Source organism: Pseudomonas sp. IT-P253 (genome assembly GCF_949768125.1).
Taxonomy (GTDB): domain Bacteria; phylum Pseudomonadota; class Gammaproteobacteria; order Pseudomonadales; family Pseudomonadaceae; genus Aquipseudomonas.
The window spans coordinates 72,240-95,206 of sequence record NZ_CATKPT010000077.1 but is presented as its reverse complement, the minus strand read 5'-3'; the positions used below and the strand labels follow the sequence as shown (position 1 = coordinate 95,206).

Sequence of the window (22,967 nt, the reverse complement as noted above, 5' to 3'; positions counted from 1 at the left end):
ATGGCCACCGCTTATCCCGTCAACGATGTTGAGCTCAGTGCGCAAGACCAGGACCCCCAGGAAACCCGGGAATGGCTCGATGCCTTGGCCTCCACCCTCGACGCCTGCGGCCCGGAGCGCGCCCGCTACCTGCTCAAGCGCCTGGAAGAATATGCAGGCGAACACGGCATCAGCCGCGATGCCCAGGCATTTTCCGCCTACCGCAACACCCTCCCCTTGGAGCAACAGGGCACCTACCCCGGTGATTTGCTGCTCGAAGAGCGCATCACCGGCCTGCTGCGTTGGAACGCCTTGGCCATGGTGGTCCGCGCCAACCATGCCTATGGCGAATTGGGCGGGCATATCGCCAGCTACGCCTCGGCGGCGGAAATCTTCGAGGTGGGTTTTCAGCATTTTTTCCGCGGTGATGGCGACACCGGACAGCGTAACGCCGACCTGGTGTTTTTCCAGCCTCACTCGGCGCCAGGGGTTTACGCCAGGGCCTTCCTCGAAGGTCGCTTGAGCGAAGAACAACTGGCTAACTACCGCCAGGAAATCAACGGCCCGGGCCTGTGCTCCTACCCCCATCCGTGGCTGATGCCAGACTTCTGGCAGTTCCCCACCGGTTCCATGGGCATAGGCCCCATCAGCGCGGTGTACCAGGCGCGGTTCATGCGGTATTTGCAGCACCGTGGCCTGGCGCAGACCGATGGGCGTCACGTCTGGGGCGTGTTTGGCGATGGCGAGATGGACGAACCGGAGTCCATCGCAGGCCTGTCCCTGGCGGCCCGGGAGCAACTGGACAACCTGACCTTTATCGTCAACTGCAACCTGCAACGTCTCGACGGCCCGGTGCGAGGTAACGGCCAGATCATCCAGGAACTTGAAGCGCTGTTCGCTGGCGCCGGCTGGAACGTGATCAAAGTACTGTGGGGCTCGGAGTGGGATGCACTGTTCGCCCGCGACACCGATAACGTGTTGCTCAGACGCCTGGCCGCCACTCCCGACGGGGAGTACCAGACCCTGGGAGCCCATGACGGCGCGTACAACCTGGAACACTTCTTCCAGAAGGATCCGCAGGTCCGGCGTTTGGTGGAACACATGAGCGTGGATGAGATCAATGGCCTCAAACGTGGCGGGCATGATTTCAGAAAACTCTACGCCGCCTTCGCCGCCGCCAAAGCCTGCAAGGGCCGCCCGACAGTGATCTTGGCAAAAACCAAAAAAGGCTATGGCATCGGCGCGGCCGGTGAGTCGCGGATGACCGCGCACCAAGCGAAAAAACTGGATGTCGCCGCCCTGCTGGCCTTTCGTGACCGATTCCGTCTGCCACTGACAGATGAGGACGTGGAGCAGCTGCGTTTCTATCGTCCGCCCGAAGACAGTCCGGAAATGCGCTACCTGCGCGCCCGTCGCCAGGCGTTGGGCGGACCACTGCCGGCACGCAAGAGCCAGGCGCCGAAGATCGCGGTGCCGCCGCTGGACGTCACCGGCGGTTTTGCCTTGAAGGCCGAGGGCAAGGACATGTCCACCACCATGGCCGCCGTGCGCATGCTCACGGCCTGGCTCAAAGCCCCACAGTTGGGACCAAGGGTGGTGCCCATTGTGGCCGATGAAGCGCGCACCTTCGGCATGGCCAGTCTGTTTCGGCAAATCGGTATTTATTCACCCCACGGGCAGTTGTATGAACCTGAAGACAGCGGCTCGATCCTGTCTTATCGCGAATCGCGCAATGGCCAATTGCTGGAAGAAGGCATCACCGAGGCCGGCGCCCTGTCGTCCTGGGTGGCGGCGGCCACCTCCTATTCAGTGCACGGCGAGCCGATGCTGGCGGTGTATATCTACTACTCGATGTTTGGTTTTCAGCGGGTCGGCGATTTGATCTGGGCCGCCGCCGATCAGCGCTCCCGGGGCATTTTGCTGGGGGCCACCGCTGGCCGTACCACCCTGGGCGGTGAAGGCTTGCAGCACCAGGACGGTTCCAGCCTGGTGATGGCCTCGATGGTGCCCAACTGCCGCGCCTGGGATCCGTGTTTTGCCGGGGAACTGGCGGTGATCCTCGACCACGCCGCGCGACGCCTGCTGGAGGAGCCGTGCGACGAGTTCCACTACGTGGCGGTGATGAACGAAAACTACCCCCAGCCGTCGATCGATGAAGCCCGGCACAGCGATATCCTGCACGGCCTGTATCGGTATTCGAGCAGCACCACCGAGGCGTCGCGGATTCGCCTGCGGCTGGTGGGCTCCGGGGCCATCTTGCGGGAAGTGATAGAAGCCAGCGCGATTCTGGCCCGGGACTGGAACATCAATAGCGAGGTGTTCAGTGCCACCAGCTTCAGCGAACTGGCGCGCCAAGCCCGCGAGGTCGAGCGCGACAATCGACTGCAAGTCTGCGCCCGGCGCAGCACTCAGTTGGATAAATACCTGGGCGGCACGCAGCCCATCATCGCGGCCTCCGATTATATCCGCGCCTGGCCGCAACTGATCGCTCAATACCTCGAGGCGCCCTACACCACCCTGGGCACCGACGGTTTTGGCCGCAGCGATAATCGGCAAAACCTCAGGCAATTCTTTGAGGTGGATCAACACAGCATTGTCATTGCCGGTTTAAAAAGTCTGGTGGACCACGACGGCCTCGACCCCGGCGTACTCGCCGACGCGATCCAACGCTACAAACCCGCCCCTTCGCGCGCCGCACCCTGGGATCGCTGAATCACCTGCAACACCTTATGAATCGTTACCCACAGGAGTGGAACCCCATAGTTCGTGGTCGGACATCTTTGTTCCAGCTCTACCCAGCCGGCTTCGGACATCTACGAAGACGAACGCATCGTCATGATTACCCCGGCCGCCACCAGCCCGGAACTGACGGCGCGCGGCTACAAGATGATCTTGCGCACCATCGGCCTGGACAACGTCCAGGGCCCGGCCGCAGCGCTACATCATTGACTTGAAACCGGGCAACGTCGCGGTGCTGCTCAGTTTATGAACGTCGTTTCTGACATCTAAACTATGTCGCTGACTAAGGTCATTCGCGCTTCCGCCCGCTGATTCCACAGACAACCCTCGCGACTCTCCGTTTTCGACGTATTTAGCACGTTTTCACACAGCCTTGACCCATAGGAGACGTTCAAGCCAGAGATGACAGATCCGTCTCCGCCGGGTGATTGCCCGTGAATCTAAGCGTCAGATTGTTTTTTCGCCAGTCTGATGGCTGTAGTCATATGCGGTGAGTCGCCCCCGGTTTTGTCGACGGTGAGTGACCACTTTTGGCCGATTTCTGCCTGTTGTGAAGGGTTGCAATCACCCCATAATAGAGAGTCCGTCCAGCCTTCTTTTTAGCAACCGCATCGCCCACAAAAAACCCGCTGACCGTCACCGGTTCAGCGGGTTTTTACTATGGATCAGATTATCCAGACACCCCATCAAAAACCTGATGGAGATCCTGATTACAAAGCCATATCACTAGCAGCACTAGCCTTCGGCGCTTTCGCCTTTTCAGCATCAGCCGGCGCAGCAGCCACCACCTGACCTATCACTGGCGGCGGAGTCAGCTGCAGCACCTTGGCGGTGTAGGCCCACTCTTGCGCAACCTTCTCAGGACTGCCATTCAACTGAGTGCCATAGCTCGGCACGATCTGATGCAGCTTTTCCTGCCAGGCCGGGCTAGCCACCTGATCCTTGAACACCTTTTGCAGCACGGTCAGCATGATCGGCGCTGCGGTCGATGCACCCGGCGATGCGCCCAGCAGACCGGCGATGGTGCCGTCGGCAGAAGCGACAATCTCGGTACCCAGTTTCAGCACGCCACCGGCGGCTTCATCACGCTTGATGATTTGCACGCGCTGGCCGGCTTGCCACAGGCGCCAGTCTTCGGCTTTGGCGTTCGGGAAGTATTCTTTCAGGGCGTTCATGCGGTCTTCGTCAGACAGCATCAGCTGACCGGCGAGGTACTCGACCAGCGGGTATTCCTTGATGCCGACTTTGGTCATTGGCCACACGTTGTGCGTGGTGGTGGTGGTCAGCAGGTCCAGGTACGAGCCTTCTTTGAGGAACTTGGTGCTGAAGGTCGCGAACGGGCCAAACAGGATGACGCGCTTGCCGTCCAGGACACGGGTGTCCAGGTGTGGAACCGACATCGGCGGTGCGCCAACGGAGGCTTTGCCGTAGGCCTTGGCCAAGTGTTGCTCGGTAATGGTCGGGTTCTCGGTCACCAGGAACGAGCCGCCTACCGGGAAGCCTGCGTATTCCTTGGCTTCAGGAATGCCGGACTTCTGCAGCAAGTGCAGTGCACCGCCGCCCGCGCCGATAAACACGAACTTGGCGTCGGTGTCGGTCTTGCTGCCGTCTTTCAGGTTTTTGTAGCTGACGCGCCAGGTGCCGTCTTCGTTCTTGGTGATGTCTTGCACTTCGCTAGACAGCTTCAAGTCGAACTTCGGTGTGGTTTGCAGGTGCGCAACGAACTGACGGGTGATTTCACCGAAATTGACGTCGGTGCCGATCGGCGTCCAGGTGGCCGCGACCTTCTGGCTCGGGTCACGCCCTTCCATCATCAGCGGAACCCACTTCTTGATCACCGCCGGGTCTTCGGAGTACTGCATGCCGGCGAACAGCGGGCTTGCTTGCAGCGCTTCATAGCGTTTCTTCAGGAACTTGATGTTGTCGTCGCCCCACACAAAGCTCATGTGCGGCGTGGAGTTGATAAACGAACGCGGGTTTTTCAACACGCCCTGCTGAACTTGCCAGGCCCAGAATTGACGGGAGATCTGGAAGGCTTCGTTGATTTCAACGGCTTTCGGGATCGAGACTTTGCCGTTTTCATCTTCGGGGGTGTAGTTCAACTCAGCCAGCGCGGAGTGACCGGTGCCCGCGTTGTTCCAGCCGTTGGAGCTTTCCAGGGCGACGCCGTCCAGGCGCTCGACCATTTCCATCGACAGGTCCGGTTGCAACTCATTGAGCCAGACCCCGAGGGTCGCGCTCATGATGCCGCCGCCGATCAGCAGTACATCGACCTTCTTTGCCTCTTCCGCGTGAACGGACGTGATCCCCATCGACAAAGCCAGCCCCAGCAGGGCCGTGTTCATTTTCTTAAACATCTGTAGCACCTTTGATAAAACGTCATCCGCCCTTCCCTCCTTATTCACGAGCTCCCGTGTTCACGACATCCAGGCAGTCTGTCGCGGGTGTTCGCACATAAGGATGGGAGGGTGGGCACACAAGGCCGACGTGTCTCCATCGACCTCAGTTATATGTCCCTACTGAACTGACTTTTTATCATTATTGGCCTCAGCTACTTGAGCGACAGTGATTCTGTTGGCGCGTCTCAAGGACACGCAAACTGAATAGGTCAAACCAAGTTGGGGCGCAGAATATCACGACATCGCAAACCCGCGCGTCTGTTACCGACTGGTTAGTCCGAGCACGCGCGCCGGGCCCACTATACTGATCCTGAATTTTCGGCGAGCCCGTGAGGAGCAGTCATGAGCGATAAAGACGATCTGCGCAAATATTCCTCTCAAGTGGTCGACGGCGTGGAGCGTGCGCCCGGTCGCGCCATGCTGCGCGCCGTGGGTTTCACTGATGAGGACTTCAAGAAGCCGCAAATCGGTATCGCCTCGACCTGGGCGATGGTCACGCCGTGCAACATGCACATCGACAAGCTGGCCATCGAGGCCGAAAAAGGCGCGAACGCCGCTGGCGCCAAAGGCGTGATTTTCAACACCATCACCATTTCCGACGGCATCGCCAATGGCACCGAAGGCATGAAGTATTCGCTGGTGTCGCGGGAAGTGATCGCCGACTCGATCGAAGTGGTGGCCGGGTGCGAAGGCTTCGACGGGCTGGTGACCGTGGGCGGTTGTGACAAGAACATGCCGGGGTGCCTGATCGGCATGGCGCGGCTGAATCGGCCTTCGATCTTTGTGTATGGCGGCACTATTCGGCCAGGCGCCGGCCACACTGACATCATTTCCGTGTTCGAGGCCGTGGGCCAGCATGCGCGGGGTGATATCAACGAGATTCAGGTCAAACAGATCGAAGCAGTGGCGATTCCCGGCCCTGGCTCCTGCGGCGGCATGTACACCGCCAATACCATGGCCTCCGCCATCGAGGCGCTGGGCATGAGCCTGCCCGGTTCCAGCTCCCAGGACGCCGTCGGCAGCGACAAGGCCTCGGACAGTTTCCGCGCCGGTCAGCAGGTGATGGAACTGCTGAAGCTGGACCTCAAACCGCGCGACATCATGACCCGCAAAGCCTTCGAAAACGCCATCCGGGTGGTCATCGCCCTCGCCGGCTCTACCAATGCCGTGCTGCACCTGTTGGCCATGGCGCATGCGGTGGATGTCGAGCTGACGCTGGATGATTTCGTCGAGCTGGGCAAGATTTCCCCGGTGGTTGCCGACCTGCGCCCCAGTGGCCGATACATGATGAGCGAGCTGGTCGCCATCGGCGGCATTCAACCCTTGATGAAGCGCATGCTCGCCGCCGGCATGTTGCATGGCGATGTGCTGACGGTCACGGGCAAGACACTGGCGCAAAATCTGCAAAACGTGCCCGACTACCCCGCCGGCCAGGATGTCATTCTGCCGTTCGACCAGCCGATCAAAAAGGACTCGCACCTGGTGGTGCTGCGCGGCAACCTCTCACCCACCGGCGCGGTGGCCAAGATCACGGGCAAGGAAGGCCTGCGCTTTGAAGGCACGGCCCGGGTCTACCACGGCGAGGAAGGCGCGCTGGCCGGCATCCTCAATGGCGAAGTCAAAGCCGGCGACGTGATCGTGATCCGCTACGAAGGCCCCAAGGGCGGCCCCGGCATGCGCGAAATGCTCTCACCGACATCGGCGGTCATGGGCAAAGGGTTGGGCAAGGACGTGGCGCTGATTACCGACGGCCGTTTCTCCGGCGGCTCGCACGGTTTTGTGGTGGGGCATATCACACCTGAAGCCTTTGACGGCGGCCCGATTGCGCTGATCGAAAACGGTGACACCATCACCATCGACGCGCAAACCCGACAGATTACGGTTGATGTCTCCGATGCCGTGCTGGCCGAGCGCAAAACTCGCTGGGTGCGGCCGCAATCCAAATACAAACGCGGGGTGTTGGCGAAATATGCGAAGACCGTGTCCAGCGCCTCGGAGGGCGCTGTTACGGATAAGTATCTTTAAGTGTTTGGTTCTATGGTGTCGGGGCTGCCCCTTTCGCGAGCGGGCTCGCTCCCACATTTGATCTCCGGCGTACACAAAACCATGCGGGAGCCCGCTCGCGAAGAGGCCCTCACCGTCAACAAAAAACACAAGCCTCAATGCCTGAACCGGTCCACCGATTGCGAGGGCATCCCTGCCAGCGTTGACAATGTCCCTGATACTCGAGTCCTGACGCTCAGCCACCGCAGCGATTATTGAATATACAAATCCCCAAACTAATGTCGAAAAAAAGCCCCGCGACCAAATGGGGCGCAGGGCAAAAAATGGGTTGGTTGCGGCCAACCAAAGAAACGCGTGAAACCGTTGCAGGCGACTAACCGCTTATAGGCAATCCTGTGCCGCCTGTACGAAACTGGAAGGCATGAAACTCGAGGCCAGCAATTGGCGCTCGTATAAAAACACTTTGCCCCCGTTCGGGGCTTTGTAGGCTTCCAGCACATTGTCCGCTGCGACTTTGCTGGGCACTACAATCCGGTAGCTTCGCTGGGTTTGCGACACGGTTGGGTTCATTGCACGGCCTTGCAACTTCGGCACCACGCACTCGGTGTACTCGGCAGGTGTTTTTTTGGTCTGCAGCACCAGCGTCGGGTTATTCGGCGCGGAGGCGCAACCGGCCAGCAATAAGGGGGCGAAGGCCATGACAGGAACAAATAAAAGGCGCATGAATACAGTCCTGAAATAAAATTTTCTGATTCGTCGAGCAATGACGTTCAGCCTCGGCGTGGCGATTTTCCCCCTTTTTACGAAAAAAAAAACCAGTGTTTCTTGATGGTCATTATCATCTGAACCGATAGTTGTGTGACGTACCGACTGATGCACGCTCACGCATTGTTGAACATACTCTTGAGGATCACCCGTGACTGCCCACCAGAAACAGCGAACCTTTGATCTCATCCGCGCCGCCATCCTGCCGGAGTTTCGCGATCGGGTAGCCGAATACCTGGTCGAATACGAAACCGTACTGCACGAGGACGCTGCCGACGCCGAACCGGTCCGTGCGGTCGCCCATCAGCTGCGAGGTTACTTGCGGGGATTGAACACCACTCGGGTGTTGGGTATGGCGGATTGGGAAGAACTGGATCGGCGAGTAGTGGAGTCGTGGCGGTTGTAGTAGCCTCGCCCCACTGCCTCGCCCAGGTTCAGCATGCAGGCTTGCCGCCAGGCCGTAGCGGTTATCGTTAGCCAGGGCGATCACGGCATCTTCATCGGCGAATGGCATCACCCCCAGCACCGGACCAAACACCTCTTCACGGGCCACCGCCATGCTGTGGTCGATGTCGGCCAGAATCGTCGGCTGCACGTAGAAACCTTCACCTTCCAGCAACTCGCCGCCCGACACCACGCGCGCACCTTCCTGGCGAGCCCGTTCGATATGTTTGAGCACCCCTTGTTGTTGCTTGCGCGATATCAGTGGGTTGATCGCTGCGTCGCCGCTCATGCCCGCACCGATGAAAACGGGGGCCAAGGCCTAATGCCTGTCAGTTAAGCCGTAATGCGACCTGTAGCAGCTGGCGAAGCCTGCGTTCGGCGGCGAAGCCGTCGTGAAACCTGTGCACGAGGCGTTTCTGATGCTCCGCGTTAGCTGATTTTACGACGGCTTCGTCCGATCGCGGCCCGCGCCGAACGCAGGCTTCGCCAGCTGCTACAGGAAGCGTGTTGCGCCTGAGATTCTTAACTGACAGGCATTAGGCCAAGGCCCCCGTCTCTGCTGTTTGAATCCCTCCTATTCCCCGGCCAGCTTTCCCACGGGTGAAATTGTGCTCGCGGTCGTTGACCGCCTAGAATTCGTTGCCGTCGATGGCGATCAGACACTCGCCAGACAGTCCCGGTTGCTGACGGTGCACGACGGACTGCGGCGATTGAGTAAATGATTGCACACTAGTGCTAAAGTGACAGTACCCCCCGTGACCACATTCTCCCTGGTTACACATTTCGGTGGTGGGTGGCTTGGCACGAGCATGAGTAGCTTGCCGGTGACGCTAAGACTCTCAGCGAGAGCGGTTGAACTGAATCTCGTCACCATTAAGTGCGAGGGAAAGCAAATGAGGTTTCAGCATGATTTTTGAGCCCAACAGCAGCCGTTCCGTCCTCCAGCGCCGAAGCAGTACCAGTATCGTCATTCAGGCGGGTCTCGATGGGTTAGCGGTGACCGGTGTCGCGTGGTTTTTGATCAATTATCATATCGGCTTCATAACGCAGGCTTATGTCATCCTGGTCCTGTTGCTGCTGGGGGCATTGTCTGTCGTGTACGACCACTATGCCATTTACCGCAGCAATGTCGGTTTCGCAGTCAAAGCCTTCAAGCTTTTAAAGGCATGGACGGCCACTTTTGGTTTTCTCGTTGCGATGGCTTTTCTCACCAAACAAAGCGAACAGTACTCGCGCTTATTGGTGGGGCAGTTGTTTGTCCTTGGGTATGTTGCTCAATTGCTTTTGCACCTTGCGACACGTGAAATGCAGAAGAAATATTTGGCCCACTCGACTCAATTGGAAAATGCGCTGATTATTGGCTCGGGCGAGCTGGCGAGATATCTTCACAAAAAAATAAGCAACAATCCCTGGCTGGGTGAGCGCATCGTCGGATGCGTGTTGATTGCTGAGGGCGATGATCAGGGCAAGGCCGGCTCAGATATCGGGTCAGGTTTGACGATACTGGGCGATATCGCCGACCTTGATGAGCTCGTCATGAAACATTCCATTCGTACCGTCTATTTCGTTACGCCTCTGGGAGGGTCGGAGGTTATCAAGGATGTTTACCTGAGGCTGTTTGATAAGCACATCTCTGTTAACTGGGTACCGGATATTTTTTCACTGCGTTTGATCAATCACAGTGTTCGCGAAATTGCCGGTATTCCCGTGCTGACCTTGTCTGAAACTCCGCTGATGGGCATGCGTCTGTTTCTGAAGAATCTTGAAGACAAAGTCCTGGCCTTTCTTATCTTGCTTTTTGCCACGCCGGTGCTGGCAATTATCGCTATTGCCATCAAGATCGACAGTCCCGGGCCCGTGTTCTTTCGACAACAACGCATGGGGTGGAGTGGCGAAGCATTTCGTATCTGGAAATTCAGAAGCATGGTCGTCCATCAACCGTCAGACGGCATGGTCAAGCAAGCACAAAAGAACGATCCGCGTTTGACCAGGGTTGGAGCTTTCATTCGGCGGACCAGCCTGGATGAGCTACCCCAGCTGTTCAACGTATTGATGGGGGAAATGTCCCTGGTGGGCCCCCGCCCACACGCTATTGAGCACGATGTGCAGTACTCTCCCGATATCTCGGATTATTTTGCCCGTCACAATATCAAGCCAGGCATTACCGGCCTGGCTCAGGTGCGTGGCTATCGCGGTGAAACGAGGGATATAGAACAGATGATTCGGCGAGTTGACTCGGACATCGAGTACATCAACAACTGGTCGCTCTGGCTCGATTTCGTCATTCTGGTACGGACGCTGTTTGCCTTCACCGGCAAGCATGCCTACTAGCGCACAAGACTGTAGCGGCTGCGCAAGGTGTCGAGAAGCGTCTCTCCTGGTGTTCTTGAACAATGGAGGTATATTTTGAACAGCCCACCGAAACCCATTTCCCTATGTCGACTCATTCTTAAATTTGATCATTAGGCAAGGCAGTGGCGGCACGCACCATGTTTTTTATGCCGCCCGGAAACCCGGCCGGGCGTCAAACAACTGGGCTGTTGATCTAACGTCCAGCATCTTTGCAGATCAGCGAGCGCAACAAGAACATCGGATTGCCAACCACATAACGACTGAATAATCGCTTTGGCTCACTTATTAACCTGAACACCCACTCGCAACCGAGACGACGCACCCATTGCGGCGCACGAGTCACCTTGCCGCCGAGAAAATCGAGGATCGCCCCTCCGCATACGATCAGACAGGGTACGCCGCTGTCCGCCAGCCTGGCAGCAACGGCTTCTTGCTTGGGCATGCCCATACCCAACACGACCAATTCTGGCTGAAACTGCCGGGCAAGGTTTATGTAGGCCTCAACCTCATCAAAACCATGATGAGCAGAAACGACATTGACCGCATAGACCGCTTCGCTACGCCGTACCGCATTGGCGAGAAAGGGCTCTTCAGTCCCCCAAAAAGCCACACGCCGCCCCTTGAATGCAGCCAGTAATTTGGGGATAAAGTCTGTGCCATTCATATTCAGCCCCGGCTCCAGGCCGAGTCGGCGAAACAGGATGGCCATGCCGGAACCATCTCGCAACAACACGTCAGCAGCAGACAACGCGTCGTAGTAGTCGGCGTTGCCCGCCACCAGGTTCATGGCATGGGCATTGACGAATCCAAGTACTGTCGTCACCTCAGTTCTGGATAACGCATCCATCAATCTTTGTTCATCAGCACTATCGTTGACCACCCTGAGTTTCTGGACAATCGTTTGCCAGTTGTGCTGCCAGGCCAACGCGCGCATCAAGTGTCATCTCGCTTCGAACGCACCCACTCAACCTGGCGCTTCAGCACAAAACCCAGGTACAGGGGGATTTTCTTCAGCGCGTAGAACGGCGCATACAACAAGGCTGAAAAAGAAATGATCCCGCGACCAAACTGGCTCCATGCCAACAAGATAGTCACACCCAATAGTGTTACACCGGTAGAAGCTATCAAGGCTGGCGCCAGGATTCCGGCCAATAGGAATACCAGCCATGAAAGACCCCATGCCGCCACCAGGACCAATGTCAACAAGGCCAGCGGCGGGACCAGCAAATCCAGGGTCATGGCCAGCAGATTCCTGTTGCCCTTGCCAATCGACTCCACAAGCAACGTTGGCGTATCCCCCAGAATGACCCCTAGATGGCCATGCTCCCAGCGCGTACGTTGGGTGGTTAAGCCCTCTTCACTGCGCGGAAAATAACTTGTTACCAGAGCATCGGGGCAAAACAACGGCGGTTTGCCGCTTCGGCAGAAATCCAGGCCCATTTTCAAGTCTTCGACGATGTGGCCACTGGCTAAATTGATTAAGGGTAGATCCCGCCAGGCGAAAGCCATTCCCGTACCCATTAACTGACAAGGCAAACCGAGCCGGGCCCAACCTTGCGGCCGCACCAGATTCTTCACACACCAGGCAAACTCGGCAAGCCGCACTTTTAGCCCGGAACCGGCTGGAGCACGCATTAAATTAAGTGATTGGGTTGGCCGCCCTGAGTCCATGCAACAGATTGCCAAACGCTCAATCGAGCCTTCGCTCACCTGGCAGTCAGCATCGACAATGATAATGACGTCCGGTGCAGCGCTCGCCAAATGACGCACCCCAAAGTCCAGCGCATAACTTTTGCCACGCTGCTGCTCATTGCGGCGCTCCACCACCTCGGCGCCCGCCGTGCGTGCCAGCGCGAGCGTGTCGTCAGAACAGTTGTCCGCCACCACCAACAGACGGTCCTCTTCCAGCAACTGCGGCACGATAGTGCTTAACGTCGCGACGATGACCGAGGATTCATTGTGCGCCGGCACCAACACGGCCACCCGTGGTCGCACTCCTTGCGCCGCCGGGAGCGACCGCACAGGCAGGCAGGCCAGCAGCACTTGGACAAACAGCACCAACACCGGCAGGACAATGAGTAACAACAGTGCGCTGAACAGCCAACCCAGTAATGTGATCATGCTTGCGCCTTAAACAAATTAGCCAACTTGGCCGCTTCGGTATCGATATCGTGTCGCTCCAGCACTCGCTGATAAGCCGCCGCGCCCATCCGCTGCAACACCTCGACAGGTTGCGCGAGGCAGTCCGCCAGCGCCGCTGCCAATTCGTCCACCGCTCCAGCGGGAAACAACCAACCGTTCTCGCCGTGACGCACTAACTCGGGAATGCCTGCCACGTAGGTGGTCAGTACGGGGCGACGCAAGGCCATGGCTTCCATGATGACCACCGGCAAGCCTTCGGCGAAGCTCGGCAACACCAAGGCTCGCGCCGCAAGAATTTCCGCGCGCACCTGCTCGCTACTGATCCAGCCCGTAATTCGAACATGCGCCTGCAAGCCATGGCGTGCAATCAGCGCTTCGATTTCTGCACGCATTTCCCCATCGCCGGCCAGTACTATCTCGAACACCAAGGCCTGCGCTGCCAGGATGCGAGCGGCCTCAAGCAACAACAGCTGGCCCTTTTGCTCACACAAGCGCCCCACGCAAACCAATCGCGGCACGGACGGTAGCAGCACGGCAGGCACATCGTGAAACGCAGGCTCCAGCCCACAATGCACGACCTTTACCTTTGCCCAGTGCGCATGATCCACCCAACGAAACAGCTGACTGCGCCCATAAGAACTGATAGCCGCGACAAAAGCCGCGCGCCGGACTTTCTCGCCCAGATGAATAAACTGAGGTTTGTCGAACTCTTCGGGGCCATGCACGGTAAAACTGTACGCTGGTCCGCCGAGTGCGTTGGCCAGCATCACCACCTCGGTGGAGTTGGTGCCGAAATGCGCATGCACATGCTCGGCACCGAACGCCTGCAACCAGGACAGCAGGCGGCACGCCTCAGCCAGATAGACCAAATGGTACGGCCAGGCACGATCGGCACGCCGGCCCATGCGCAGCGCCAGCCACAGCGCCGAAAAAAAGCGCCGCGGCTGGGCGCGCAACACCTGCAGCACCGGCCCTGCCAGCGCTTTCAATCCGCCCTGCAGCACATAGTGAGTTTTATCGCGTTCGGACACGTCCTCGGCATCCACCAACTCGGCATCCCAGCCACGCAGCGCAATGCGCTGTACCACAAAGCCCTGACGCTCTAACGCCAAAATTTCGCGACGAATGAAGCTATGGCTGACCTTGGGGTATTGATTGATGAAATAAGCGATACGCATAGGAACCAATTCAGATTTTGTTATGGTTAGTTATTACTGTAGGTTTTTCCACAGCGGTACAGTTATCAGGTCCTACAAACAGCACGGCGGCGCTGCCTGCATAGCTGCCTTTCAGCACATTGTCTATTTTTTCAAAAGTATCATTTAGAAGTTCATAACGCCGGCGGTACATGGCGCGTTTTTTGGAAGGAATACTTTCAAGCGCCTTGTTGGACAGGGCCATGGGAATTTCAAAAAAGTCTTCCCGCTCTGACGGAATCGCTCCATGCTCCAGCCAGATCACATCATAATTTGCCGCCAGTTCCTGAGCTTTATGAGCCCCGAAATAAGGATGACGGTGGTGACGACACTCATCCCCTACTGCATAAATTTTCGTAACACCAATATGATTTGCAATAAATTTAATAACCTCAATCAGGAAACTTCTAGGCCGAAGCCCTTCAAAGCTTTTTGTTAATTCCCTGTAGATACTCAAGGATCGTTCGCTGTCCACCCCTTTGTGTATCCCTTGAACGGCACCAATAAACATAACGGTATGACCTCCCGCTCTGCTCAAGGTGAATGCTATGGATGCTATACGCAAATCGCCCTGAAACAAGTTCAGAACCAACTCCCCTTCACGTATAAACCATATCGGACGATCCAGCACCAGGGAACAACCCGCAGAAAACGCTGACAAATCACTTAACACCAGACGTTCACTTCGACCAAAAAGCAATAACTGCGGACAACTTTTCGTGACCACTTCATAGTGTGAAGCCAATACCTCTAATTTGTCCTGAGGGCTCCAGCTTTTACTGATGTATGGCCAATGAACAACCCCCACACAATCCCCGCCCAGCTTTTCAAAACCGGCGCTACCCAGAGCGCTCGACATACGCCCCAAAAACAACTTGAGTGCTGCCCTGTTTTTACCCATTAAAATCATTAATTTAAGCTTGTTCTTCAACGCTCTTAAGGAATACCCGGGATGTAAGGACACTGCGTTTTTCACGACCATCCAATTATTCATGTAAGTCTCACTTGTATTCGATCAGCGCGGATTTTCCGGCGCCGAATCTGTTCAAAAGAAACTTCACCTGCCCGAGCATCTCGGGAAATTTTCCCAATACGAGAAAGAACGCCAGCAGCCAGTTTTCGCGCGCCGATCCACTGCCCCGGCGGGCCAGGCGCACCACTTGCAATGGATAAACCAGCAGCAAAAGTAGCCCATACCCTCCCAACAGCAGGGTTGAGAACATAGTCGCCAGCGGGATAGCCAAGCCCCAGAACCAGGCGCGGCGCGACTCACGCAGCCAGTGATGTTCCGGTGCGGCCCCGTGCAAAGAGGCGCCTTCGGCAAAGGCATAGCCACCGCGCAGGGTTCGCCGCCACCACTGGCCGAAACGGGTCATGGTCGCATCGTGCAAGGTCATTTCCGCAGCCAGACGCCAGACCTTCCATCCATTCGCACGCAGGCGCACACACAACTCAGGCTCTTCCCCGGCGATCAGATCCGCTCGAAACCCGGACGCCGCCGCGAACGCGTCCGCCCGCATCAGCGCATCACCACCACATGCCTTGGCCTCGCCGATCGGCGTGTCCCATTCGAGATCACACAACAAGTTGTATATCGAGCGCTCCGGGTAACGTTCACGGCGCCGTCCACAGACCACCGCCACGTCAGGATGTGTATCAAGAAAAGCCTGTGCCTGGAGCAGCCAGCTGCCGTCAACCTCGCAATCACCATCGACGAACTGCACATAGCTCATTGTCGGCAACAAGCGTTTCGCGCAGGCAAACCCTTCATTGCGTGCGCGCGCGGCCGTAAAGGGAATCGTCATGTCCAACTCGACCACCTCGATCCCAAACTGCTGCGCCATCTGCACTGAACCATCCGTTGATCCAGAGTCGACATAAACAATCTTCTGCGCCGTGCCCGCCAGCGAAGCCAGGCAACGCTCAAGCCGCAGGCCTTCATTGCGACCGATGACAACGACACCAATGCCCATAGCCATGGAGTTTTACTCAGCGAGGCAATCGAAATAGCCCATTGGATGGCTCATGAGAATTCCTTCTCTTCTGCCCGCCGCCTTTTCTTGATAGTCGCAGGAACACCCACCGCTACCGAATCGTCCGGGACATCGGTCAACACCACGGCGTTGGCACCAATCACGACATTGTTACCAATACGGATATTGCCCAGCACCTTGGCCCCGGCGCCGATATCGACGTTGTTGCCCATCACCGGAGCAATGGGCTCATTCACATTCTTCAAGCCCACAACGACGCCATTACGGATACGGCAATCATCGCCAAACTGTGCGTAACCGCTGATGACGATGCCGCCAAAATGATCGATGACAAAGTTGCGCCCGACCACCACCTCACACGGCAGCTCGATACCCGTGATGATCTGCACCAGTTTGAAGAGCACTTTGTAGATAAAGGAGAATAGTTTGCGTAACAGCGCCGGGCGCACCCCGTACCGCCAGCGTCCAAAGCGATAAACCAGCATCACCCAGAACCCCTGAGCCCCCCAGTCCCCTCCGTAGGCACGCAAATCCGCACGTATGTTTTCGAACATAATTGGCTCTACCGTGTGGGTTGGCTAGCGAATTTGGTTTCACGCAGCAGCGTCCAGGTCACCCGGGCATGTTCCCAGCACGCGCCAATTGCGGCCCGGCCGCGGCCCTTCAACAAAGCCTTGAGCGCCAGGATCAGATCCCCCAGAATCACCAGCGACATATGCCAGGCCAACCCCAACCGACCGTGATGCTTGCGGAAGTACAACAATTCGCTTTCGATTTGTAATTTGGGTATCTGTCGATGGGCCGCATTGAGCCCGACCTCCGACTTGGAACTTTCACCACCGATATGCACCACGGTAGTGTGTGGGTAGAACACTACCTTCCAACCCGCCTGTTTGACGCGTTTGCAGTGGTCAATTTCCTCGTAATAAAGGAAGTAGCGCGGGTCGAACAAGCCGACCTGGTCGATGACTTCACGGCGGATCAGGTAATAGCAACCGGGCACCCAGTCACACTCGCGGACCGAGGCGTGATCCCAGGCCATGTCATCGACCCGCTTCACCACCGGGAAAAATCGTTCAAGCCCTGTGCGAGACAGAAACACATTCAACGGCGTCGGAAAAAAGCGACAGGACGGTTGCAAATCACCCTCTCGCCCTTCCAACCGAACACCGAGGACACCGCAATCAGGATGTGCCTCCATGTACTCGAGCGTCTTGTTCAGGGTATCCGCCGCCACGAAGGCGTCGGTATTGAGAAGTAACGCGTACTTGCCCTGCAGGTGCTCAACCAGCTGATTATTGGCCCGACCAAAGCCGACATTATTTTCATTGGCCAGCAACAATGCCTCGGGGCAAACAGTTGCCAGGCGCTCCAGGGAATTATCGACAGAGGCATTGTCCACCACCAGATAGCGCGCCGGGTTCGCGCTATCGGGCTGGCGCAACGCCTTGAACATCGGTTGCAACAGATCCGCTGTGTTGTAATTAACGACCAACACATCCAGAGGAGCACTAATCATTGGGTTGTTCGCCGAAAAAATACTCAGCTCTCATTGCTTGCAGCTTCGGTTCCAGCTCCGGGTCAAATAAACCGTCGCGCTGCTGGATGAGGTCGATCCACGGATAAGCGGCACAACGCTCTTCGATATTCTTCACCAGCGTTTCCATCGTACAGATAACTCTGGCTGGATTACCCCCGACCACTACCCCGGGCGGAACATCTCTGAGTACAACAGCGCCAGCGGCCACAACCGAATCCGGGCCAATCGTTACGCGTGGCATGACGATAGCGCCATGGCCAATGAAGGAATTGGCACGGATATCGACGCCGCCGACAGAATCGAGTTTTGTTCCGTCACGCGCATTGAGCACATGGACGATGCCATCGTGGCCGAATATTGTGCAATCAGACAAACCTACGTTGTCGCCGAGTCGAAGCATCGCAGGGTCGGTGATGTTGCACCCGAGGTTGATCCATGCGCCTTTACCGGCGGAGTGCAGCCCCCCCCATCGTGCCATATGCTTAGCCCATTCATACCCGTCGGGTTTACATAGCTTTTTATAGAGTGAGGTTCCACGCCCCGTTGTTTTGGCATAATGAGCAATAGCGCGTTTTACCAGACTAATCATCCTGTCAGCCTCATAAATTCAGCAACATCGATGCCAAGGTTAGATACACCTTGATTCTTGGTTACTCACTACCCCCAGAATAGTCCCTCCTTAAAACTTAACAATCAGACAAACCACAAATATTCCTGTTCAGGAATGAATACCTGCCCACCACAGGCACATTCAGGTGTTCCATGAAACACCTGCCAACGCCCAGTGATTGGAGGTCCCGCCAAGACAACGCAGGCGTGTTTCCTCTGCGTAGACATCGTGGCCTGTCGATGGGCACTGGTAGAGGCTTTGCGAGTGCTGTGAATACTCGTGCCCCCGCCCTCAAGAAGCAGCACACGCCTGCCGTTTCCGGCGAAACGCAAGGCCAGCGTAATGCCGGCCGGCCCCGCGCCGATGATGCAGACGTCATAAGAATCGCGGAGTTCTTTCTGCGTTTGCCAGTCTTTGATCATGAAAAAAGAAAGTGAAAGAATGGACAGCATGTTGCCCGCATCGGCATAACGCTCATCGTACAAGAGGTTGATGAGCAGCGGACTGACGGTCCAGAACAGCCCGTCGCCAGCGTCAACGATCAAAGCGGCCTAGCCATTACCGAGCGCGTTGGTCTGGCAAATTGCTCACAAAAGCATTGTCTAGAGCAGTTTCAAATAACCTTGCAGAGCTCTCCCAAGAACTTGAAGCCACAGTCTGAAATGCCATCTCTGAAACCTCACGCCACTCTGACTCGTCTAAAGTCAAAATATGCTCAACACCACGAGCCAAGGCGTCAATATCATCAATATCGGCCAGCACGCCGTTTTTGAAACAGGATATTGCCTCTACCGGCCAGCCAGTACGCGTTGAAACGAGTGGCGTCCTGCATGCCATCGCTTCTATCGCCGTCAGATTAAAGCCCTCACTCCGGCTTGCGGAGAGCCAGACATCACATTGCGAATATAAATCGCGAATAGAATCCTGATCGGGAGAAAGATAAAACTCAAGATTGGCGGGCAGATTGAAAACACCAGTAGCAGCAAAACTTCCAAAGGCAATAACTCGAAGCGTGGGAAATTTCTCCTCGAGCAAAGAAATTACCTGAAGCGCAACATCAACCCCTTTCAACGGCTCTTCATGATACAAAATACCGATTGTCGGGCGATGTTGTTTTCCCCTCGGCACGGAGAAAAACTGCTGATGATCAACACTATTACTTACCAGCACAACATCAGATTCGCCATACTCCACGCGCATCAAATCAACCAACCACTTAGAAATGGTTATTTTATGCAAAGGCATTTTATACGTCGCTACAACCCTATCCACCGGGCAGTAAGGAAACACTTCATGCCCCTGTATAAAATACATTTTTACACCCTTGGCTGCACTTAGAGCATTCACCCACTCAGCCGTTTCCCACCAGGTTGCAACGACAACATCTGCATCTGGAATATCCGACTCCAACATCGGTCTATACTTATCTATTATCCGGTGATCAAGACCAAGACCGTCTAAATGAGATGGAATTTTCGGGGTTACTGGCCAGCCCTTTCCCGTGATGAAACTCTTTATCTTCCTGCGCAACGAAGGAGAAGGATATGGCTGGGAAACGAGTGTCACTTCGTGCCCTCTTTCAGACAATGCTTTGGCGTAAATTGCAATTACGCGAATCCCGCCAGACAGGCTCGCCACAGGCAATACAAAGGTCACTTTCATTAAAATAACTCCAATCTCCCCTGGAAATCAGAGGCTACCTATTAAAAACCAACATCTTAAAATCCAATATACATTGCGCAAAGTAAATTACCGAACCACTAACTTATGCTATTTAAATGCTCAGCCAGCCTGAGAGCAAGCTGCAAAAGAGGCATCGTAGGATTGGAGGCGCCGCCTGTGGCGAAAACACTGCTGCCCGCCACATGAAGATTCTCGACACCGAACACCTTGCAGTTCTCGTCGACCACGCCGAAATCAGGCGAACTCGCCATCCGTGTGGTCCCCATATGATGAGCGTGGGGATTGACCTTCAGCGGCACAGACTCGTCGTAAACGCACTCGTCCAGCCTGACATAGCCCAGCCCCGTGCCGGCAAAACACTTGGCCACTTCCAGCCCTATGGTCTTGATGGTATTGCGGTCCTCCGGTCTCAGTTCCCAATGAACCGTAGCCTTGCGCATTCCTAACGCATCTCGCTCTGCCAGCAACGAAACGCGGCTAGCGGGGTTGGGGAACTGTTCAATCAACGTGCCGATGACTCCATCCCCCGGACAATCGAACTTGGTAATGAATTCGATCTTTTTCTCCACCCCCATGTCGCAGACGAGATTCTCGACAAAGCTCTTGATCGCAGCGGTTCGCCCATAGGACCTCACGGTAGCCAGAAGTGAAATAGCCACGTTCCCTTTGCCCGACCCATGCTCCCTGACGAATGCATCGGTCGTGAAGTATTCGCGAGAACCTGTGTCCTGCCCGTCTTTCAGGATGAAGGTGCCGAGTTCGACATTCAGGTGTTCCATGAAACACCTGCCAACGAAACCATCCTTGCTCACAATGTCGCCCGCTACCAGCGACTCACTGTTGAGCAATTGCCTGGCATTCTCGATCGCGCCCGTCGCCAGAATGAATTGTTTTGCCGTGACTCGTTCTTTATGCAGTCCGTAGTCCGTGACGATTATCGTCGCTATGCGGCCAGTCTTGCTGTCGAATTCAAGATCGACGCAGTTGCAGTTGATGAAGACATCAAGCCCCTCGGTCTCATTGAGCTCCTTGGCATATTTCTGTGCAAATCGCGTTGGTGGACTGAGCAGGAAACGATCCGCTTCAAAGTCGGCATCGTCCAAGGAAGTATTGATAGCCTTGAATCCGGAGTTCGGCGGAAGATCCACAATAGCCATGGCTTGCGGCAGATGGCGCTCGATCTCGGAAAACGCGATGGGCCAACCGGGCAAGTGCACAGGAGGGCCCACACTAAAGTCGGACGGCTCAAAAGGACGACAGCGCCCGGCCCAGTGATTGGAGGTCCCGCCAAGATAACGCAGGCGTGTTTCCTCTGCGTAGACATCGAGGCCTGTCGATGGGCACTGGTAGAGGCTTTGCGAGTGCTGTGAATACTCGTGCCCCCCGCCCTCAAGAAGCAGCACACGCCTGCCGTTTTCGGCGAAACGCAAGGCCAGCGTAATGCCGGCCGGCCCCGCGCCGATGATGCAAATGTCATAAGAATCGCGGAGTTCTTTCTGCGTTTGGTAGTCTTTGATCATGCTTACGCTGGCCGAAAATGCTGGACTGGCAGCACCCATCCGTTGATGACAACGTACTCGGACTTAACCGCAGAAGGCCGGGCAATGGTTTCTGAAAATCCGAACATGAGCCCCCCGAGACTCAACAGGGTAAACGCCTGGAGGAACCCTCTGCGGCCCATTACAGAGGTATTCAAATCAAGTTCATTCATGATTTAAAGCTCCCCGACATTAAAGTCAAAACCAGTTAGCCAGCCCCAACATCAACTCCCCGCACAAAGCCCCTACCAGCAACATCGGCAGCACTGCCAGTTCACGCTTGATATCGAACAAACCCACCTTGCAATTGACATACACCACCAGGACCAGCGTCGGCAAGGCATGCAGGGCAACACCCCAAATCGCATATTTCACGCCGCCAATCGCCAGCAGCAAAGGCAGCAGCACCCATAACGAGACGACACGAACAATGTTATCCATGGCCTGGTACTTTGTGAGCCCCAAGGCAAGCCAGGCTTGATGCGATACTACGTAGCGATACGTGAAAAAGGAAAGTGAAAGAATGGACAGCATGTTGCCCGCGTCGGCATAACGCTCATCGTACAAGAGGTTGAGGAGCAGCGGACTGACGGTCCAGAACAGCCCGCAGAGAAACAGCGAGGCCAGATCGAACACCAACTTGAAGCGGTAATACAACGCTTGGAGCCGGGCCATGTCCTGGGTGCGTGCGGCTTCACCGAAGGCCGGCAGGGCCACGGCCCCGACCAGCCTTTGCATGCCCTGTTGAAGAGCGCCCACAATTAGCACGGCAATCGAGTAAACCCCCAGTTCACTGGCCGACATGCTTGCGCCGAACCACATGCGATCACCGTTCATGGCCAGTACGCCCACGGCCGAAGACACCAGCATCCAACGGCCGAAGACGACCAGCTCCTGGAGCGCAGGACGGTCCCAATGCAGACGGTTAGGCTGCCCCACAAACCAGAGATGGCCGAGCAGCGTCATGACCAGGGTGGAGACCAGCCCGGCCCCCACCAGCGACCAAATGGACCGGGTGAAATAACCGATGACCAACATCATCAACAAGCCGGCAAGCTGGGATGCAAACTCGGCGAGCACGACTTTTTTCTGCTGGAAGTCGCGAACGGCCACGTCGACTTTGGTCGACTGAAAACCATAGATGATCGCGGAGAAACCAGTCAAGGCCAGCACCAGTGGCAACTCCGGTGCTGCATAGGTGGAATTGGCCGACCACAAATTGATGACTTGAGCGAACCAGGCAAAGCCGGCGATCAGCAATGTCGACGCAAAAAGTATAAAGCCCCGGATGATCTGCACCGTCCACAGGGTATTGAGAAACGCCGGATCGTCGCCACGCGGGCTCTGGATGATGTTCTGGCGCAGGCCGACATCGGAAAGCAAGTGAAGTACCACCGAAACAGTGGTGGCGATGACCATGATGCCGAACATTTCCGGCATCAGCAGCCGGGCCATTATCAGGTTGCCACCCAAGCGAGTGACTTGAGACGTAACCAGTGCCCCCAGATTCCATGCCCCGGCAGATATCGCTCGCCTGCGCAGGCTCAACGGTGGCGATACATCAGCTGGCGGCATGACAACA

18 protein-coding genes and 3 pseudogenes are annotated in these 22,967 nt (G+C 56.4%); 5 read left to right on the top strand and 16 right to left on the bottom strand.

Translation table 11 applies throughout. The features are described 5' to 3' along the window. Together mdeB and ACM6IR_RS25590 are read left to right on the top strand one after the other, a co-directional pair. Complete coding sequence (gene mdeB, locus ACM6IR_RS25595; protein ID WP_414910265.1) at nucleotides 1-2,691, top strand: alpha-ketoglutarate dehydrogenase; 2,691 nt, start codon at nucleotides 1-3, stop codon at nucleotides 2,689-2,691. 51 nt (nucleotides 2,692-2,742) lie between these two features. After that, nucleotides 2,743-2,913, top strand: a pseudogene (locus tag ACM6IR_RS25590) (leucine ABC transporter subunit substrate-binding protein LivK); the annotation flags it as partial. 515 nt (nucleotides 2,914-3,428) lie between these two features. Here the strand turns inward: ACM6IR_RS25590 and mqo are convergent. Beyond that, nucleotides 3,429-5,075, bottom strand: a complete 1,647-nt coding sequence (mqo, locus tag ACM6IR_RS25585) for a malate dehydrogenase (quinone) (protein WP_414910264.1) — start codon at nucleotides 5,073-5,075, stop codon at nucleotides 3,429-3,431. 384 nt (nucleotides 5,076-5,459) lie between these two features. On the opposite strand from mqo, the gene ilvD reads away from it, so the two are divergent. Next, a complete protein-coding gene (ilvD, locus tag ACM6IR_RS25580; RefSeq protein ID WP_414910263.1) occupies nucleotides 5,460-7,142 on the top strand; it encodes a dihydroxy-acid dehydratase in 1,683 nt (560 codons plus the stop codon). A 360-nt stretch (nucleotides 7,143-7,502) separates the two neighbouring features. Here ilvD and ACM6IR_RS25575 read toward each other — a convergent pair whose 3' ends face one another. After that, on the bottom strand, nucleotides 7,503-7,844 hold the full coding sequence (locus tag ACM6IR_RS25575; RefSeq protein ID WP_414910361.1) for a hypothetical protein: 342 nt from the start codon (nucleotides 7,842-7,844) through the stop codon (nucleotides 7,503-7,505). A 193-nt stretch (nucleotides 7,845-8,037) separates the two neighbouring features. Between ACM6IR_RS25575 and ACM6IR_RS25570 the strand changes: the two genes are divergently transcribed. Further along, nucleotides 8,038-8,292 (top strand): hypothetical protein, encoded by a 255-nt coding sequence (locus ACM6IR_RS25570; protein WP_414910360.1) that lies wholly within the window; start codon nucleotides 8,038-8,040, stop codon nucleotides 8,290-8,292. Between the two features lie 36 nt (nucleotides 8,293-8,328). On the opposite strand, the pseudogene ACM6IR_RS25565 reads toward ACM6IR_RS25570, so the two are convergent. Then, nucleotides 8,329-8,631: pseudogene (locus tag ACM6IR_RS25565) on the bottom strand (aldehyde dehydrogenase family protein); the annotation flags it as partial. A 605-nt stretch (nucleotides 8,632-9,236) separates the two neighbouring features. On the opposite strand from ACM6IR_RS25565, the gene ACM6IR_RS25560 reads away from it, so the two are divergent. After that, nucleotides 9,237-10,661, top strand: a complete 1,425-nt coding sequence (locus ACM6IR_RS25560) for an undecaprenyl-phosphate glucose phosphotransferase (protein ID WP_414910262.1) — start codon at nucleotides 9,237-9,239, stop codon at nucleotides 10,659-10,661. A 214-nt stretch (nucleotides 10,662-10,875) separates the two neighbouring features. Here ACM6IR_RS25560 and ACM6IR_RS25555 read toward each other — a convergent pair whose 3' ends face one another. The 13 genes and pseudogenes from ACM6IR_RS25555 to ACM6IR_RS25495 form a co-directional block, all read right to left on the bottom strand. Beyond that, the gene (locus ACM6IR_RS25555) at nucleotides 10,876-11,616 is read right to left on the bottom strand and encodes a WecB/TagA/CpsF family glycosyltransferase (protein WP_414910261.1); all 741 of its coding nucleotides are present in this window, start codon (nucleotides 11,614-11,616) and stop codon (nucleotides 10,876-10,878) included. Then, nucleotides 11,616-12,803: a glycosyltransferase family 2 protein gene (locus tag ACM6IR_RS25550; RefSeq protein ID WP_414910260.1), complete on the bottom strand. Its 1,188-nt coding sequence runs from the start codon at nucleotides 12,801-12,803 to the stop codon at nucleotides 11,616-11,618. The genes ACM6IR_RS25555 and ACM6IR_RS25550 overlap by 1 nt, the downstream gene beginning before the upstream one ends. Further along, nucleotides 12,800-14,002: a glycosyltransferase gene (locus ACM6IR_RS25545; protein ID WP_414910259.1), complete on the bottom strand. Its 1,203-nt coding sequence runs from the start codon at nucleotides 14,000-14,002 to the stop codon at nucleotides 12,800-12,802. The genes ACM6IR_RS25550 and ACM6IR_RS25545 overlap by 4 nt, the downstream gene beginning before the upstream one ends. Before the next feature lie 10 nt (nucleotides 14,003-14,012). Next, nucleotides 14,013-15,014 (bottom strand): DUF535 family protein, encoded by a 1,002-nt coding sequence (locus tag ACM6IR_RS25540; protein ID WP_414910258.1) that lies wholly within the window; start codon nucleotides 15,012-15,014, stop codon nucleotides 14,013-14,015. Between the two features lie 7 nt (nucleotides 15,015-15,021). After that, nucleotides 15,022-15,999, bottom strand: coding sequence for a glycosyltransferase family 2 protein (locus ACM6IR_RS25535; RefSeq protein WP_414910257.1), 978 nt, complete (start codon nucleotides 15,997-15,999; stop codon nucleotides 15,022-15,024). Nucleotides 16,000-16,043: 44 nt separating this feature from the next. Beyond that, nucleotides 16,044-16,568, bottom strand: coding sequence for a serine O-acetyltransferase (locus ACM6IR_RS25530; RefSeq protein WP_414910256.1), 525 nt, complete (start codon nucleotides 16,566-16,568; stop codon nucleotides 16,044-16,046). An 8-nt stretch (nucleotides 16,569-16,576) separates the two neighbouring features. Beyond that, a complete protein-coding gene (locus ACM6IR_RS25525; protein ID WP_414910255.1) occupies nucleotides 16,577-17,533 on the bottom strand; it encodes a glycosyltransferase family 2 protein in 957 nt (318 codons plus the stop codon). After that, complete coding sequence (locus tag ACM6IR_RS25520) at nucleotides 17,526-18,143, bottom strand: acyltransferase (RefSeq protein WP_414910254.1); 618 nt, start codon at nucleotides 18,141-18,143, stop codon at nucleotides 17,526-17,528. The genes ACM6IR_RS25525 and ACM6IR_RS25520 overlap by 8 nt, the downstream gene beginning before the upstream one ends. Nucleotides 18,144-18,332: 189 nt before the next feature. Further along, nucleotides 18,333-18,586 (bottom strand): annotated as a pseudogene (locus tag ACM6IR_RS25515) (FAD-binding protein); the annotation flags it as partial. A gap of 136 nt (nucleotides 18,587-18,722) precedes the next feature. After that, complete coding sequence (locus tag ACM6IR_RS25510) at nucleotides 18,723-19,826, bottom strand: glycosyltransferase family 4 protein (protein WP_414910253.1); 1,104 nt, start codon at nucleotides 19,824-19,826, stop codon at nucleotides 18,723-18,725. A gap of 98 nt (nucleotides 19,827-19,924) precedes the next feature. Then, complete coding sequence (locus ACM6IR_RS25505) at nucleotides 19,925-21,367, bottom strand: FAD-dependent oxidoreductase (protein ID WP_414910252.1); 1,443 nt, start codon at nucleotides 21,365-21,367, stop codon at nucleotides 19,925-19,927. A 2-nt stretch (nucleotides 21,368-21,369) separates the two neighbouring features. Next, a complete protein-coding gene (locus tag ACM6IR_RS25500; protein ID WP_414910251.1) occupies nucleotides 21,370-21,558 on the bottom strand; it encodes a hypothetical protein in 189 nt (62 codons plus the stop codon). Between the two features lie 25 nt (nucleotides 21,559-21,583). Then, the gene (locus ACM6IR_RS25495; protein ID WP_414910250.1) at nucleotides 21,584-22,960 is read right to left on the bottom strand and encodes an oligosaccharide flippase family protein; all 1,377 of its coding nucleotides are present in this window, start codon (nucleotides 22,958-22,960) and stop codon (nucleotides 21,584-21,586) included. Nucleotides 22,961-22,967: the final 7 nt, after the last annotated feature.

What these genes read in the sequence shown, in the direction of transcription:
- mdeB (WP_414910265.1), top strand. Translation starts at nt 1, where the DNA reads ATGGCCACCGCTTATCCCGTCAACGATGTTGAGCTCAGTGCGCAAGAC.
- mqo (WP_414910264.1), bottom strand. Translation starts at nt 5,075, where the DNA reads ATGTTTAAGAAAATGAACACGGCCCTGCTGGGGCTGGCTTTGTCGATG.
- ilvD (WP_414910263.1), top strand. Translation starts at nt 5,460, where the DNA reads ATGAGCGATAAAGACGATCTGCGCAAATATTCCTCTCAAGTGGTCGAC.
- ACM6IR_RS25575 (WP_414910361.1), bottom strand. Translation starts at nt 7,844, where the DNA reads ATGCGCCTTTTATTTGTTCCTGTCATGGCCTTCGCCCCCTTATTGCTG.
- ACM6IR_RS25560 (WP_414910262.1), top strand. Translation starts at nt 9,237, where the DNA reads ATGATTTTTGAGCCCAACAGCAGCCGTTCCGTCCTCCAGCGCCGAAGC.
- ACM6IR_RS25555 (WP_414910261.1), bottom strand. Translation starts at nt 11,616, where the DNA reads ATGCGCGCGTTGGCCTGGCAGCACAACTGGCAAACGATTGTCCAGAAA.
- ACM6IR_RS25550 (WP_414910260.1), bottom strand. Translation starts at nt 12,803, where the DNA reads ATGATCACATTACTGGGTTGGCTGTTCAGCGCACTGTTGTTACTCATT.
- ACM6IR_RS25545 (WP_414910259.1), bottom strand. Translation starts at nt 14,002, where the DNA reads ATGCGTATCGCTTATTTCATCAATCAATACCCCAAGGTCAGCCATAGC.
- ACM6IR_RS25540 (WP_414910258.1), bottom strand. Translation starts at nt 15,014, where the DNA reads ATGAATAATTGGATGGTCGTGAAAAACGCAGTGTCCTTACATCCCGGG.
- ACM6IR_RS25535 (WP_414910257.1), bottom strand. Translation starts at nt 15,999, where the DNA reads ATGGCTATGGGCATTGGTGTCGTTGTCATCGGTCGCAATGAAGGCCTG.
- ACM6IR_RS25530 (WP_414910256.1), bottom strand. Translation starts at nt 16,568, where the DNA reads ATGTTCGAAAACATACGTGCGGATTTGCGTGCCTACGGAGGGGACTGG.
- ACM6IR_RS25525 (WP_414910255.1), bottom strand. Translation starts at nt 17,533, where the DNA reads ATGATTAGTGCTCCTCTGGATGTGTTGGTCGTTAATTACAACACAGCG.
- ACM6IR_RS25520 (WP_414910254.1), bottom strand. Translation starts at nt 18,143, where the DNA reads ATGATTAGTCTGGTAAAACGCGCTATTGCTCATTATGCCAAAACAACG.
- ACM6IR_RS25510 (WP_414910253.1), bottom strand. Translation starts at nt 19,826, where the DNA reads ATGAAAGTGACCTTTGTATTGCCTGTGGCGAGCCTGTCTGGCGGGATT.
- ACM6IR_RS25505 (WP_414910252.1), bottom strand. Translation starts at nt 21,367, where the DNA reads ATGATCAAAGACTACCAAACGCAGAAAGAACTCCGCGATTCTTATGAC.
- ACM6IR_RS25500 (WP_414910251.1), bottom strand. Translation starts at nt 21,558, where the DNA reads ATGAATGAACTTGATTTGAATACCTCTGTAATGGGCCGCAGAGGGTTC.
- ACM6IR_RS25495 (WP_414910250.1), bottom strand. Translation starts at nt 22,960, where the DNA reads ATGCCGCCAGCTGATGTATCGCCACCGTTGAGCCTGCGCAGGCGAGCG.